We start from the raw sequence: 12,158 nt of genomic DNA on the forward strand, positions 1-12,158 counted from the left end.
CACGGGGTTATTTGATCAACGGTAAGATTGGGGGCCCCACCGCAGATCCAAATGTGGGAGGGGGCTTGCCCCCGATAGCAGTGGGTCAGCCATGAAGATGTTGACTGACTCACCGCCATCGGGGGCAAGCCCCCTCCCACATGGGTTATTCGAGCACGATCAGGCGATTGGGCAATTCATTGCGCGCGTGCGTCAGCGGCACATGCACCTTGAGCAACTCTCCGCTGGCTTCGATGCAGGCAATGAACCCGGCCAATGTCTGGCCCTGTTTCACCTGCTGGGTAAACGCCTTGACGATACCATCCCAACTGCTGTCATCCAGGCGTTTGGAAATCCCGTGATCCACCAGGATCTCCACATAGCGCTCGGCCTCGCTGACAAAAATCAACACCCCGGTGCCGCCCACCGTGTGGTGGAGGTTCTGCTCGAGGAACTGGCGCCGCGCCAGGTTCGACGCGCGCCAGTGGCGTACCGAGCGGGGGATCAAGCGGGTAGTGACTTTAGGCAGGCGAAACACCAGGCACAGCACGATGAATGTCGCCCACTGCGCCAACAACAAGGTGTACATGCTCAGGTAGCCCGAGAAGTAATGCACCACCCCCGGCACCACCAACGCGATCAGGCTGGCCCACAGCAATGGGATGTAGGCGTAATCGTCGGCACGCGCGGCCAGCACGGTCACCAGCTCGGCGTCGGTCTGTCGCTCGACCCGGGCGATCGCTTCGGCGACCTGGCGTTGTTCGTGTTCAGTCAGTAGTGCCATGGTTGTAAACGCTCGTTTTTAGTTATTGTCATCACCAGCCGCCCGAAGCCCCGCCACCGCCGAAACCGCCACCGCCGCCGCGAAAACCACCGCCACCGCCGCCGCCTCCCCCACCGCCACGGCCACTGCTGCTGAGAATCGCCAACAGGATCGCCCACACGGGCAGGCCCAGGCGATTGCACAGCCACAACACGCCGATCAGCAGGACGAACAAGCCGATGGAAAACCCCGGATTATCCTTGGCGAAGTTGGCATCCGCCACATGGGCCGGCACCGCCAGCGGCTCGCCGCCCACCACCTGGATCATCGCGGCGACGCCGTCGCTGATGCCCTGGCTGAACTTGCCGGCCTTGAACTTGGGCGCAATCACCTGATTGATGATCACCCACGACTGCGCATCGGTCAGCGTGCCTTCCAGGCCATAACCGACTTCGATGCGCAATTTGCGCTCATCGCGGGCGACGATCAACAGCGCACCGTTGTCCTTGCCCTTCTGGCCGATGCCCCACTGGCGCCCCAACTGATAACCATAGTCTTCAATCGGCACACCCTGCAGGTCAGGCACGGTGACCACCACAATCTGGTCGCCACGGCTTTGCTCCAGCGCCTGCAATTGCTGGGTCAACTGCTCGCGCACCGCCGGGTCGATCATCTGCGCAGTGTCCACCACCCGCCCGGTCAACGCCGGGAAGGTCAACGCCGCCTGGGCCACGCCCGCGCAGGCCAACAGCCACAGCGCCAGGCCTATCCGTAATAAACGCATCGACACCTCAATGCAGCTTTATTTGAACTTCACTTGCGGCGCTTTATCGGCATCGGCACTGGTGGCTTCAAACGTGGCGCGGATCGGCAGATCGCTGTACATCACGCTGTGCCACAGGCGCCCCGGGAACGTGCGGATCTCGGTGTTGTACGCCTGCACCGCCTGGATAAAGTCGCGACGCGCCACGGCGATACGGTTTTCCGTGCCTTCCAATTGCGACTGCAGGGCCAGGAAGTTCTGGTTGGCCTTCAGGTCCGGGTAGCGCTCGGACACCACCATCAAGCGGCTGAGCGCACTGCTCAAACCGTCCTGGGCTTGCTGGAACTGCTTGAGTTTTTCCGGGTTGTCCAGGGTGCTGGCGTCGACCTGGATCGACGTGGCCTTGGCCCGCGCTTCAATCACTGCGGTGAGGGTGTCTTGTTCATGGGTTGCGTAACCCTTGACCACCTCCACCAGGTTGGGGATCAGGTCGGCACGCCGTTGATACTGGTTCTGCACCTGGCCCCAGGCCGCCTTGGCCTGTTCATCCAGGGTCGGAATGGTGTTGATGCCACAACCGCTCAGCACTGTGCTGATCAATAGCAAAGCCGCGGCCTTCAAGCCCCAGCGGTAACCTTGTGCTGCTTGCATGGTGTTTCTCCTGCCCAACCTTGATGGAATTTGACGACTCGCCCTATAAACCGCGCACATGGGGCATAATCCGCCCCCACTACTGGAATGCATCGAGCCAATCAGCTAAAAAGATGCCCAGCGCGATAAAGAGTTCAGAGTGTGCTGCATTTTTCTGAACGACACCCGAACAACAATAGACGCTCCCCACATTTTGGCCGATCAGCCTAACCGCTGTGCAGTGCGCCGAAAAAGGATATTCATGAAGAAGCTGTGTTTGCTCGGCCTTGTTGCCACTCTGGCCACCCACCCCGTCTGGGCAGAAACAAAGCCTGCTGCGCTTAAAGACAAGGACGCCTTCGTCAGCGACCTGCTCAAGCAGATGACCCTCGATGAAAAGATCGGCCAATTGCGCCTGATCAGCATCGGCCCGGAAATGCCCCGCGAGCTGATCCGCAAGGAAATCGCCGCCGGCCGCATCGGAGGCACCTTCAACTCCATCACCCGCCCGGAAAACCGTCCGATGCAGGACGCGGCCATGCGCAGCCGGTTGAAGATCCCGATGTTCTTCGCCTACGACGTGATCCACGGCCACCGCACGATTTTCCCGATCAGCCTGGCCCTGGCGTCCAGCTGGGACATGAACGCCATCGGCCGCTCCGGGCGCATTGCCGCCCAGGAAGCCGCAGCCGACAGCCTCGACATCACCTTTGCGCCGATGGTCGACATCTCCCGCGACCCGCGCTGGGGCCGCACCTCCGAAGGCTTCGGTGAAGACACCTACCTGGTGTCGCGCATCGCCGAAGTGATGGTCAAGGCCTTCCAGGGCAGCAGCGCGGCGAATGCCGACAGCATCATGGCCAGCGTCAAGCACTTCGCCCTGTACGGTGCGGTGGAAGGCGGTCGCGACTACAACGTGGTCGACATGAGCCCGGTCAAGATGTACCAGGACTACCTGCCGCCGTACCACGCGGCGATCAAGGCCGGTGCCGGCGGTGTGATGGTCGCGCTCAACTCGATCAACGGCGTGCCCGCCACCGCCAACACCTGGCTGATGAACGACCTGTTGCGCAAGGACTGGGGCTTCAAGGGCCTGGCCGTCAGCGACCACGGCGCGATCTTCGAGCTGATCAAGCACGGCGTGGCCAAGGACGGACGTGAAGCCGCCAAGCTGGCGATCAAGGCCGGCATCGACATGAGCATGAACGACTCGCTGTATGGCAAGGAATTGCCGGGGCTGCTCAAGTCCGGCGAGATCGAGCAGAGCGACATCGACAACGCCGTGCGTGAAGTGCTCGGCGCCAAGTACGACATGGGCCTGTTCAAAGACCCGTACCTGCGCATCGGCAAGGCCGAGGACGACCCGGCCGACACCAACGCCGAAAGCCGTCTGCACCGCGCCGATGCACGTGACATAGCACGCCGCAGCATGGTCCTGCTGAAGAACCAGAACGACACCCTGCCGCTGAAAAAATCCGCGACCATCGCCCTGGTCGGCCCACTGGCCAAGGCCCCCATCGACATGATGGGCAGTTGGGCCGCCGCCGGTAAGCCGGCACAATCGGTGACCCTGCTCGACGGCCTCAACGCGGTGATCGGTGAAAAGGGCAAGATCATCTATGCCCGTGGCGCCAACATCACCAACGACAAGGCCGTGGTCGACTACCTCAACTTCCTCAACTTCGATGCCCCGGAAGTGGTGGATGACACCCGCCCGGCCCAGGTGATGATCGACGAAGCGGTCAAGGCCGCCAAGGATGCCGATGTGGTGGTCGCCGCGGTGGGCGAGTCCCGTGGCATGTCCCACGAATCGTCCAGCCGCACCGACCTGAACATCCCACAAAGCCAGCGCGACCTGATCAAGGCCCTCAAAGCCACCGGCAAGCCACTGGTGCTGGTGCTGATGAACGGCCGTCCGCTGTCGATTCTCGAAGAAAACCAGCAAGCCGACGCGATCCTGGAAACCTGGTTCGCCGGCACCGAAGGCGGCAACGCCATCGCCGACGTGCTGTTCGGTGACTACAACCCGTCGGGCAAGCTGCCGATCACGTTCCCACGTTCGGTGGGGCAGATTCCGACCTACTACAACCACCTGACTATCGGCCGGCCGTTTACCCCAGGCAAGCCGGGCAACTACACCTCGCAGTACTTCGATGACACCACCGGGCCGCTGTTCCCGTTCGGCTATGGCTTGAGCTACACCACGTTCAGCCTGTCGGACATGGCGCTGTCGTCCACCACCCTGAACAAGAGCGGTAAGCTCGACGCCAGCGTCACCGTGAAAAACACCGGCAAGGTCGACGGCGAAACCGTGGTGCAGCTGTATATCCAGGACGTGGCCGGCTCGATGATCCGCCCGATCAAGGAGCTGAAGAACTTCCAGAAAGTCATGCTCAAGGCTGGCGAAGAGCGCACGTTGCACTTCACCATTACCGAAGAAGACTTGAAGTTCTACAACACCCAGCTCAAGTTCGCGGCGGAACCGGGTGAGTTCAATGTGCAGATCGGCTTGGACTCCCAGGATGTGCAGCAGCAGACCTTCGAGCTGCTCTAACGCCCGCCCCCGCCCTCTGTAGGAGCGAGCTTGCTCGCGAAAAGACCGTTAACGATGACGCGCTCATGCTGAATGAACGCGTTGTTCTCAGGTTTTTCGCGAGCAAGCTCGCTCCTACAGTTAAGCGAATTGAGCGAATTAAGCGCGTTGAGCGAGTTAAGCGAATTAAGCGAGTTGAGCGCGTTGGGTGAGTTGGGCGCGTCAGCCGCGTCGGTTGAGCAGGTTCACCACCAACCGATCGATCCACCCCCACACCCGCTGCTTCACCCGCCGCCACAACGGCCGCGACTTCCATGCCTCCAGGCTCACCGCCTGGCTCTGGGCAAAATCCCGTTCGAAACTGCCGGCCACGGCCAGCGTCAGCGCAGGGTCCAACGCTTCGAGGTTGGCTTCCAGGTTGAAGCGCAAATTCCAGTGGTCGAAGTTGCACGAGCCAATGCTGACCCAATCGTCCACCAAGACCATCTTCAGGTGCAGGAAGCACGGCTGGTATTCAAAGATCTGCACGCCCGAGCGCAGCAAACGCGGGTAATAACGGTGCCCGGCGTAGCGCACGGACGGGTGATCGGTACGCGGGCCGGTCAGCAGCAAGCGCACGTCCACGCCGCGCCCCGCCGCCCGGCGCAAGGCCCGACGCACGCCCCAGGTGGGCAGGAAATACGGGGTCGCCAACCAGATGCGCCGGTGGCCGCTGCTCAGCGCGCGGATCAGCGAGTGCAGAATATCGCGGTGTTGGCGCGCGTCGGCATAGGCAACACGGCCGAGACCAGACCCGGTCGGCGGTACTTTGGGCAAGTGCGGCAAGCCGAAATGGGTGGCCGGTTTCCAGGCGCGGCGGTCGTCGTTGGCCAACCATTGCCGGTCGAACAGCGCTTGCCAGTCGAGCACCAGCGGGCCGTCGATCTGCACCATCACTTCATGCCAGTCGGCGCTGTCCTGCCCCGGTGTCCAGAACTCATCGGTGACGCCGGTACCGCCGACCACGGCGATGCCTTGATCGACCAGCAATAATTTGCGGTGGTCGCGGTACAGGTTGCCCATCCAGCGCCGCCATTCCAGGCGATTGTAAAAGCGCAGTTCCACACCGGCGTCGGTCAGGCGCTTACGCAACCTGAGGGCGAACGCCAGGCTGCCGTAATCATCGAACAGGCAGCGCACCCGCACGCCCCGCTCAGCCGCCTGCGCCAGCGCCTGCACCAAGACTTCAGCGCAGGCGCCGGCTTCCACCAGGTATAACTCCAGATCCACCTGATGCTCTGCCCGGGCAATGTCCACCAGCATTTGCGGGAAAAAACTCGGCCCGTCGATCAACAACTCGAAACGGTTGGCGCTGCGCCACGGGAACACTGCGCCGCTCATGTCAGCGCGCCGTAAAGATCAGTACCGCACCCACCGGCACCGCCAAACTGATCGACGCCAGCCCAGCCGCGTTGCGCAACGCCGTCACACCCGGCACCAGCTCAAAATCCTCGGCGCGCAACACCAGCGGTTCCAGGGTCACCACCTGGAAACGCCGATCATCCAGGCGCGTGGCCAGCAGCTCGGCGTTGTAGGTGTGGGTCTTGCCATGCAGCGTGACGCTCAATGGCAGGCGCAGCTCCAACTGCGCGCCGGGGGCCAGGTCGTTGATCGGTTGCAGGTTGATCTGCGTGCTGATCAGCGCTTCGGGGAAGGTCTTGATCTCGAACAGTTGATTGCGCATGCGCTCATCGCGCAGCGGGATGCCGCTGTTGACCGACTCCAACTCCACTTCCACCTGCGCCGCACCGTTGCGGTCGACCTTGCCGTGCAGCACCAGGAAGCGCTGCACCTCGGCAATCTCGGTGTTTTTGGTGGTGACGAACGACAGCCGCGAGGACTCGTTGTCCAGGTACCAGTCCGCGTGGGCAGGCACGGCGGCGGCGGCCAGCAGGGCGAAGGCCAGGGGTTTGATGACAGACGCGTTGAACATTAAAGACTCGTGGGGCGGAAAACCTGAACGAACCTTAACTGTGCCGCCTGCCGGGCGCAATGTAGCTGACAAAGCCGCCCCCACCTCGGAGATGACGTGTCAGGGGTTGAGGCGGCAGCCCTGATGTTCGCCCAACCATCTGGCCGTATGGGTACGCCCCAATCCACTGGCGCTGACTTCACTGCGCTCCGGGTCATCGGTGAACGCACTGATCGGCACGTACTGCTTCACATACCCCCGGCAATACTCGGCGGGATTATTCTGCACATACCGGCACGAGCAGTACTCCTTGGCCGTATACGCCGCGATGATGTCGGGGAAAGCTTGCAGGTTGACGCGCTCGTGCCAGCCCCAGCCCAGCACGGCGAGCAACAGCAGCAGGAAAAGACTGGTAAACGGCCGACGACGGATCATGGCTGCACCGCCGCCAGCACGCGTTTGAGCAGTTCGTTGTGGCGGTAGCTGTCGTCGCGGTCATCGCCGTAGCGCACGATCACCAGGTGTTCGTCGGGCATGACGTACAGCGCCTGGCCCCAGTGGCCGAGGGCGGCAAAGGTGTCGGCGGGGGCGTCGGGCCAGGGTCTTGGGGCGCCCTGCACGGCGCGGTTGAGCCACCAATGGCCGCCGGGCATGGCTTCGTCCTGGCCGGCCTTGTAGTGATCGAACGGTTGCCGATTGAAATCGACCCAGGCTTTCGGCACCAGTTGTTGCTCCCGCCAGCGACCGTCGCGCGCCATCAGCAGGCCGACGCGCGCCAGGTCGCGGGCGGTGAGGTAGGCGTAGGACGAGGCGACGAAGGTTTCATCGGCATCGGTTTCCCAAGTGGCGTTATGAATGCCCAGCGGCTTGAACAGCGCATCCCACGGGTAACTCATGTAGGCCTTGTGGCCGAGCATGCCCTTGAGCGCGGCGGAGAGCAGGTTGCTGTCGCCGCTGGAATAACGGAAGGCCTCGCCCGGCGCGCGGGCGGTGTGCATGCCGGCGACGAACTCCGCCATGTCGGCGCGGCCGCGGGTGTAGAGCATCGCGACGACCGAGGATTTCAGCGGGGCATATTCGTAATCTTCCTGCCAATCGAGGCCCGAGGCCCAGTGCAGCAAGTCGGCCATCGTCACGCTTGGATGCTGTTTCATCGGCGGGTAGAAACGTGCGGCGGGGTCGCTCAGTTTGAAGCGGCTTTCGCCGTAGGCCACGCCCAGCACGGTGGCCATCAGGCTTTTGCTGACCGACCAGGTCAGGTGCGGCGTGCTCGCGGTGGTGGGCATGGCGTAGCGCTCGTAGATGACTTCACCATCGCGGATCACCAGCAGCGCGTCGGTGCGGATGCCTTGGCGCGTGGCGTCGTCACGCCGGGGAAACGCGTAGGCATTCAGGGCATCGACAGCGGGACCTTCGATCGGCGTGCCCTTGGCCCAGTCTTTGTCAGGCCAGGTTTCGGCGCGGGTGGTGACGGTGGCTAACAACAGGGCAACGCACAACAAGCCTCTGACCATGGACACGAACTCAAGGGGGCATTCAAGCCCGCGAGCCTAGCCGAGGCCGATGACAGATTGGCGACATAAGTGCCTGTCATCTAAGCGTCACCGTAACTTCATGGAGATGACACCGAGCCTACATAGCCTGAGTTTGGACAAACAAGTCGACCGGCCGGAACGTGGCTGGCACTCGGAGATTCGCCATGACTCAGATCGCCCGCATCAGCGACACCGGCAATGAACGCCGTCTGCAAGCCGAACGCCTGATCGGCGCCCAGGCTTTGCAAGAAGCCCAGGCCCTGCGGTTCAACGTGTTCAGCGGCGAGTTCAACGCCAAGCTGAAAGGCGCGGAACTGGGCCTGGACATGGATGACTATGATGTTCACTGCAGCCACATCGGCGTGCGGGATTTGAACAGCGGTCGACTGGTGGCCACCACCCGTTTGCTCGATCACCAGGCCGCCAGCACCCTGGGCCGGTTCTACAGCGAAGAAGAATTCAGCCTGCATGGCCTGCTGCACTTGCAGGGCCCGATCCTGGAAATCGGCCGCACCTGCGTCGACCCGGCCTACCGCAACGGCGGCACCATTGCAGTGCTGTGGGGCGAGTTGGCCGAAGTGCTCAACGAGGGCTGCTACAGCTACCTGATGGGTTGCGCGAGCATCCCGATGCACGATGGCGGCATCCAGGCCCACGCGATCATGCAGCGCCTGCGCGAACGCTACCTGTGCAACGAACACCTGCGCGCCGAGCCGAAAAAACCGCTGCCAGCGCTGGACCTGCCGTCCAACGTCATCGCGGAAATGCCGCCGCTGCTCAAGGCGTATATGCGCCTGGGCGCGAAGATCTGCGGCGAGCCGTGCTGGGATGAAGATTTCCAGGTGGCCGACGTGTTCATTCTGCTCAAGCGCGATGAGCTGTGCCCGCGTTATGCGCGCCACTTCAAGGCGGCCATGTGATGGGCCGCGTGCGCGTGTACGCGCGGATCGCCCGGGTACTGTTGGTGGTGGCGCTGGGCTTGAGCATGGCCAGTGTGTTCGGTGTGTTCGAGCGCCTGGGGGTGGCCAACTCGATGGTGCGCCGTCAGCGTTGGTCGCGGTTCTTTATGTCGCGGCTGACCAACGCCCTGCCCTTTCGCGTGACGGTACACGGTGAATTGCCGCAGACACCGATGCTGTGGGTGAGCAATCACGTGTCCTGGACCGACATCCCGCTGCTGGGCATGGTCACGCCGATGTCGTTCTTGTCCAAGGCCGAAGTCCGCACCTGGCCGGTGGCCGGCTGGTTGGCGGCGAAGGCCGGTAGCCTGTTTATTCGCCGCGGTTCAGGCGACAGCCAACTGATCCGCAAACAGATGACCCGTCACCTGGAGCAGCAACACCCGCTGCTGATGTTCCCCGAAGGCACCACCACCGACGGGCGCAGCCTGCGCACCTTTCACGGGCGCCTGCTGGCCAGTGCGATCGAGGCGGATGTGTCGCTGCAACCGGTGGCGATCCGGTATCTGCGCGATGGGCAAGTGGACCCGCTGGCGCCGTTCATTGGCGATGACGATTTGCTCTCGCACCTGATGCGCCTGTTTGCCAACGACCAGGGCGATGTGGAAATCCATGTGCTCACGCCGATTGCCTGTGCCGGGCAGGAACGCGCGGCGCTGGCGTTCCAGGCGCAGCAGGCGGTGCAGAAGGCGTTGTTCGGGCCGCTGCCGGAAGCAGAACAGATTGCGGTTCGGCCGGCATTCGCAGCCTGAAGCGAGCACAGTCAACAATGTGGGAGGGGGCTTGCCCCCTCCCACATTTAGATCTCAGTGGTCAGTTGGGTTTGTGCAAATTTTTGCAACTCTGGATAGAACAGCCGGAAGTCTTCACTCAACGGTTCGTATAACGTGCGCAATTCCTGCATCGCATGGCCCAGTTCCTCAGGCTGCGTCAGGCGCCGCGAGATCCCCCGCAATACCGGCTCCATCACCGCGAACTCGCGGTATGAGCCCAGCCAATCATCCGCCGCCATGTACGGCGCAATCTGCGCCAGCCGCCCCGGCAACTGCGGTTCGGCCGCCAGCACGCGGTACACCTGGGAGGTGAAGTGTTCCAGGGGCTGCTCGGCATACAGCGCCCAATCCCGCGCCAGGCAGTGATCGAAAAACACATCGAGGACGATCCCGGCATAACGCCGGCGCGTCAGGCTAAAGCGCGACAACGCTTCGCCGACCTGCGGATGGCTGTCGGTGAAACGGTCGATGGAACGATGCAACTGGATGGCCGCTTCGATCGGCGGGCTGAACTGGCCTTGCAGGCGGCCTTTGACGAAGTCGCCATAGAGGCTGCCCAGCAGTTGCGCAGGAAGTTGGCCGCCCAGGTGCAGATGTGCGAGATAATTCATGGTGTGCAGTCTATCACTGCCGTCAACGCATCGTTATAACCCGATATACCGATTCAGTCTGGCCTAAGACCGAAATCATATTGGAATATCGGGATATACCGATTTAAAGTTCGCCTCATCGCGATATAACGCTTTACGACACCGAGCAACCGCCATGTCCATCGACCTCGACGAAATAATAAAAGCCCTGGCGCACCCAGTACGGCGAGACATCCTCACTTGGCTGAAAGACCCGAAAGTGCAATTCCCCGAGCAACTGCACAACCACGAATACGGCATCTGCGCCGGGCAGATCGACCAGCGCTGCGGCTTGTCCCAGTCGACCGTGTCGGCCCACCTGGCGACCTTGCAACGGGCGGGATTGATCAGCAGCCAGAAGGCCGGGCAGTGGCACTTTTTCAAACGCAACGAGGAAACGATCCAAGCCTTCCTCACTGCGCTCATCACTGAGCTCAGTTCTGAAATCCGCGCACCACTGTAACAAGGACACGCACATGCCCCTCTCGCTCCTCATCCTCGCCCTGAGCGCCTTCGCCATCGGCACCACCGAGTTCGTCATCATGGGCTTGCTGCCCGATGTGGCGGCGGACTTGGGCGTGTCGATTCCCGGCGCCGGCTGGCTGGTGACCGGCTACGCCCTCGGCGTGGCCATCGGCGCGCCGTTCATGGCGCTGGCCACCGCCAGGCTGCCACGCAAGGCCGCGCTGGTCGCGTTGATGGGCATTTTCATTATCGGCAACCTGCTCTGCGCCCTGGCCAGCGACTACAACGTGCTGATGTTTGCCCGCGTGGTCACTGCGCTGTGCCACGGTGCGTTCTTCGGGATCGGTTCGGTGGTCGCCGCCAACCTGGTGCCGGCCAACAAGCGTGCGTCCGCCGTGGCCTTGATGTTCACCGGCCTGACCCTGGCCAACGTACTGGGCGTGCCCTTGGGTACGGCGCTGGGCCAGGAAGCCGGCTGGCGCTCGACCTTCTGGGCGGTGACCGTGATCGGCGTGATCGCGTTGATCGGCCTGATCCGCTTCCTGCCGGCCAAGCGCGATGAAGAAAAACTCGACATGCGCGCCGAACTGGCCGCCCTCAAGGGCGCCGGCATCTGGTTGTCGCTGACCATGACTGCGCTGTTCGCCGCGTCCATGTTCACCCTCTTCACGTATGTCGCGCCGCTGCTCGGCGACGTCACCGGCGTATCGCCCAAGGGCGTGACCTGGACCCTGCTGCTGATCGGCCTGGGCCTCACCGTGGGCAACATCATCGGCGGCAAGCTGGCGGACAAACGCCTGGCCGCCACCCTGATCGGCGTGTTCATCAGCATGGCGGTGGTCTCCACCGCGCTGACCTGGACCAGCATCGCGGTGATCCCGACCGAAATCACCTTGTTCCTCTGGGCCACCGCCTCGTTTGCCGCCGTGCCTGCGCTGCAGATCAACGTGGTGACCTTCGGCAAGGCCGCGCCGAACCTGGTGTCCACCTTGAACATCGGCGCCTTCAACATCGGCAATGCCCTCGGCGCCTGGGTCGGCGGCAGCGTGATTGCCCACGGTTTCGGCCTGACCAGCGTGCCCCTGGCCGCCGCGGCCCTGGCGATCCTCGCGCTGCTGGTGACCCTGATCACTTTCCGTCAGAGCGGCGATGCCGACCTGGCCCCTGCGACCAACTGA

Annotated in this window: 13 protein-coding genes; 5 read left to right on the top strand and 8 right to left on the bottom strand. The window is 62.8% G+C overall.

Annotated elements, in window-relative coordinates:
• Positions 1 to 145: 145 nt before the first annotated feature.
• Genes ACVWZP_RS13335 through ACVWZP_RS13345 form a run of 3 tightly spaced genes read right to left on the bottom strand, consistent with a single transcriptional unit; the run spans position 146 to position 2,156 of the window.
• Positions 146 to 763: a TPM domain-containing protein gene (locus tag ACVWZP_RS13335; RefSeq protein ID WP_046384406.1), complete on the bottom strand. Its 618-nt coding sequence runs from the start codon at positions 761 to 763 to the stop codon at positions 146 to 148.
• Positions 764 to 794: 31 nt separating this feature from the next.
• The gene (locus ACVWZP_RS13340) at positions 795 to 1,526 is read right to left on the bottom strand and encodes a TPM domain-containing protein (protein WP_079443018.1); all 732 of its coding nucleotides are present in this window, start codon (positions 1,524 to 1,526) and stop codon (positions 795 to 797) included.
• A gap of 18 nt (positions 1,527 to 1,544) precedes the next feature.
• Positions 1,545 to 2,156: a LemA family protein gene (locus ACVWZP_RS13345; RefSeq protein ID WP_046384408.1), complete on the bottom strand. Its 612-nt coding sequence runs from the start codon at positions 2,154 to 2,156 to the stop codon at positions 1,545 to 1,547.
• Positions 2,157 to 2,397: 241 nt separating this feature from the next.
• Between ACVWZP_RS13345 and bglX the strand changes: the two genes are divergently transcribed.
• Positions 2,398 to 4,689, top strand: a complete 2,292-nt coding sequence (bglX, locus tag ACVWZP_RS13350) for a beta-glucosidase BglX (protein ID WP_017844847.1) — start codon at positions 2,398 to 2,400, stop codon at positions 4,687 to 4,689.
• 201 nt (positions 4,690 to 4,890) lie between these two features.
• On the opposite strand, the gene ACVWZP_RS13355 is transcribed toward bglX, so the two are convergent.
• The 4 genes from ACVWZP_RS13355 to ACVWZP_RS13370 all read right to left on the bottom strand — a co-directional run bounded on the left by ACVWZP_RS13355 (position 4,891) and on the right by ACVWZP_RS13370 (position 8,133).
• Positions 4,891 to 6,048 (bottom strand): phospholipase D-like domain-containing protein, encoded by a 1,158-nt coding sequence (locus ACVWZP_RS13355; RefSeq protein ID WP_102618806.1) that lies wholly within the window; start codon positions 6,046 to 6,048, stop codon positions 4,891 to 4,893.
• A 1-nt stretch (position 6,049) separates the two neighbouring features.
• Positions 6,050 to 6,640 carry a YceI family protein gene (locus tag ACVWZP_RS13360; RefSeq protein WP_017844844.1) on the bottom strand — a complete coding sequence of 197 codons (591 nt, stop codon included), beginning with the start codon at positions 6,638 to 6,640 and terminating at the stop codon, positions 6,050 to 6,052.
• A gap of 99 nt (positions 6,641 to 6,739) precedes the next feature.
• A complete protein-coding gene (locus ACVWZP_RS13365) occupies positions 6,740 to 7,054 on the bottom strand; it encodes a hypothetical protein (protein WP_017844843.1) in 315 nt (104 codons plus the stop codon).
• Positions 7,051 to 8,133, bottom strand: a complete 1,083-nt coding sequence (locus tag ACVWZP_RS13370; protein WP_046384412.1) for a serine hydrolase domain-containing protein — start codon at positions 8,131 to 8,133, stop codon at positions 7,051 to 7,053. The genes ACVWZP_RS13365 and ACVWZP_RS13370 overlap by 4 nt, the downstream gene beginning before the upstream one ends.
• Positions 8,134 to 8,318: 185 nt before the next feature.
• Between ACVWZP_RS13370 and olsB the strand changes: the two genes are divergently transcribed.
• A complete protein-coding gene (olsB, locus tag ACVWZP_RS13375; RefSeq protein ID WP_017844841.1) occupies positions 8,319 to 9,074 on the top strand; it encodes an L-ornithine N(alpha)-acyltransferase in 756 nt (251 codons plus the stop codon).
• On the top strand, positions 9,074 to 9,865 hold the full coding sequence (locus tag ACVWZP_RS13380; RefSeq protein ID WP_057004749.1) for a lysophospholipid acyltransferase family protein: 792 nt from the start codon (positions 9,074 to 9,076) through the stop codon (positions 9,863 to 9,865). The genes olsB and ACVWZP_RS13380 overlap by 1 nt, the downstream gene beginning before the upstream one ends.
• A gap of 47 nt (positions 9,866 to 9,912) precedes the next feature.
• Here ACVWZP_RS13380 and ACVWZP_RS13385 read toward each other — a convergent pair whose 3' ends face one another.
• A complete protein-coding gene (locus ACVWZP_RS13385; protein ID WP_017844839.1) occupies positions 9,913 to 10,497 on the bottom strand; it encodes an acyl carrier protein phosphodiesterase in 585 nt (194 codons plus the stop codon).
• A 154-nt stretch (positions 10,498 to 10,651) separates the two neighbouring features.
• On the opposite strand from ACVWZP_RS13385, the gene ACVWZP_RS13390 reads away from it, so the two are divergent.
• Positions 10,652 to 10,978 carry an ArsR/SmtB family transcription factor gene (locus ACVWZP_RS13390; RefSeq protein WP_017844838.1) on the top strand — a complete coding sequence of 109 codons (327 nt, stop codon included), beginning with the start codon at positions 10,652 to 10,654 and terminating at the stop codon, positions 10,976 to 10,978.
• Positions 10,979 to 10,991: 13 nt separating this feature from the next.
• Positions 10,992 to 12,158 (top strand): MFS transporter, encoded by a 1,167-nt coding sequence (locus ACVWZP_RS13395; protein ID WP_017844837.1) that lies wholly within the window; start codon positions 10,992 to 10,994, stop codon positions 12,156 to 12,158.

The sequence above is a fragment of the Pseudomonas sp. TE36184 genome (assembly GCF_054060055.1).